Consider the following 1547-nt stretch of genomic DNA (forward strand, 5'->3'; position numbering starts at 1 on the left):
CAGGTGGAGGGGGTTGTGGCGGGTTTTGATCGGGAGGTTCCTGAGCCTCATGCCGCTTTCGTGGTGCTGGTGATCCAGCGTCCTTCCTGACCGGTTCCTGGTCAGTTCTGTTCGTGCCCCGTGGTCTTTCGTGGGCTTCGGGGTGCTGTTTCGAAGATGTAGTCGATTGCCCTAGGAAGGGTTTTGATATGGGTAACGCCAACAACGCCAGTGTGTGGTCGCACGCGGATGTGTTCATCGCTCCGGTGGATGCTGCGATTCCTCAGGGCGGGGAGCCGTTCGGTGCGGAGTGGGAGCAGGTGGGGCTGCTTGACGGTGAGGAGGGTTTCACCGAGACGATCGAGGCGGAGTCGGAGGATCTGTACGCGTGGGGCGGGGTGCTGGTCGCCTCGACTCATAACAACTTCAAGGTGACGCGTAAGTTCCTGCCGTTCGAGGACAACAAGACGGTGTATGACCTGATGTATCCGGGTCACAGTGTGGATTTCGACGGCGAGGGCGGTTACGAGGGCCAGATCAATGTTCCGGATCTTCAGGCCCGGTTCAAGATCGCGTTCGAGACGCGTACGGGTGATCTGGTCAAGCGTACGGTGTCGGCGAATTACGCTCAGGTGGCTGAGCGGGGTGAGTCGACGGAGAACGCTACGGAGATCGCCAAGCGTGAGATCACGGTGTCGATTTTCCCGACTGAGGGTGATGAGCCGGCGCTGTTCTACACCTATAAGGGTCGTCCTGCTGCTGGTGGGGATCCGGAGGTGTAGGGGGTGGTGCTGCCTGCGGGTGGTTGTTGATTGAGTTTTTCGGCTGGGTCGGGGGTTCGCGCGGTTCGCCCGGCCCGGCTTCCTTGTTTCCCCTTTTTGTTGGGGGTTGTTTTTGTGGGCCGCGTGTGGTGTGTCTGTTTCGTGTGAGAGGAATTGTGTTATGAGTGATGTGGGTGTGGCTGCTGCTGTTCGGGATGAGGCTGTTGGTGTGTCTGAGCCGAAGAGGTTGGTTCTGGGGGAGGTTGAGTATGTTCTTCCTGCTTCTTCTGAGCAGTGGCCGTTGGCTGCGTTGGAGGGTTTCGAGGAGGGCAAGATCGTGGCTGCGCTGCGTAGTTTGCTGGGTGCGGCGCAGTGGGGGCGTTTGAAGGATTCTGGTGCGACTCTTGGTGATTTGAATGCTTTGGCGGAGCAGATCGCTGGGGTTTATGGTTTTGATTCTCCGGGGGAATAGTTCGCCTCCTCCGTCTTCTCCGGGAGCATCCTGGTGCGGTGGAGGCTGATCTTGCTCGTTTTTATTGGATTGAGTTGGCTGATCTGTGGCGGGGTCGGTTGAGTTTGCGTCGTTTGGCTGTGTTGGTGCGTTATTTGCCTGTGGATTCGGCGTCCGCGGTGGCGTTGGGTGGTGATGGTTGGTCGTTGTCGCATTATTTGCAGGCGGATATGGTGCACGCGACGACGGGTCAGGCGCATCCGGCTGATCCGCGGGTGAGGCGGGCTGAGGAGGAGAGGTTGGCTCGTTTGGCCGAGGCTGGGCGTCGCGCCGAACAACGCCGCCAAAGACTGGCG

The 1547-nt window shown here is 59.4% G+C and carries 3 protein-coding genes; all 3 read left to right on the forward strand.

Annotated features, from left to right (window positions below):
* Window positions 1-188: 188 nt before the first annotated feature.
* A complete protein-coding gene (locus AC0T5L_RS27070; protein ID WP_476168324.1) occupies window positions 189-761 on the forward strand; it encodes a hypothetical protein in 573 nt (190 codons plus the stop codon).
* Between the two features lie 160 nt (window positions 762-921).
* Entirely contained in the window at window positions 922-1212 is a 291-nt protein-coding gene (locus tag AC0T5L_RS27075; RefSeq protein WP_476168325.1) for a hypothetical protein, read from the forward strand.
* 38 nt (window positions 1213-1250) lie between these two features.
* A partial coding sequence (locus AC0T5L_RS27080; RefSeq protein WP_476168326.1) for a hypothetical protein occupies window positions 1251-1547 on the forward strand: 297 nt, incomplete at its 3' end.

The organism is Nocardiopsis sp. TRM 82005 (assembly GCF_056312425.1).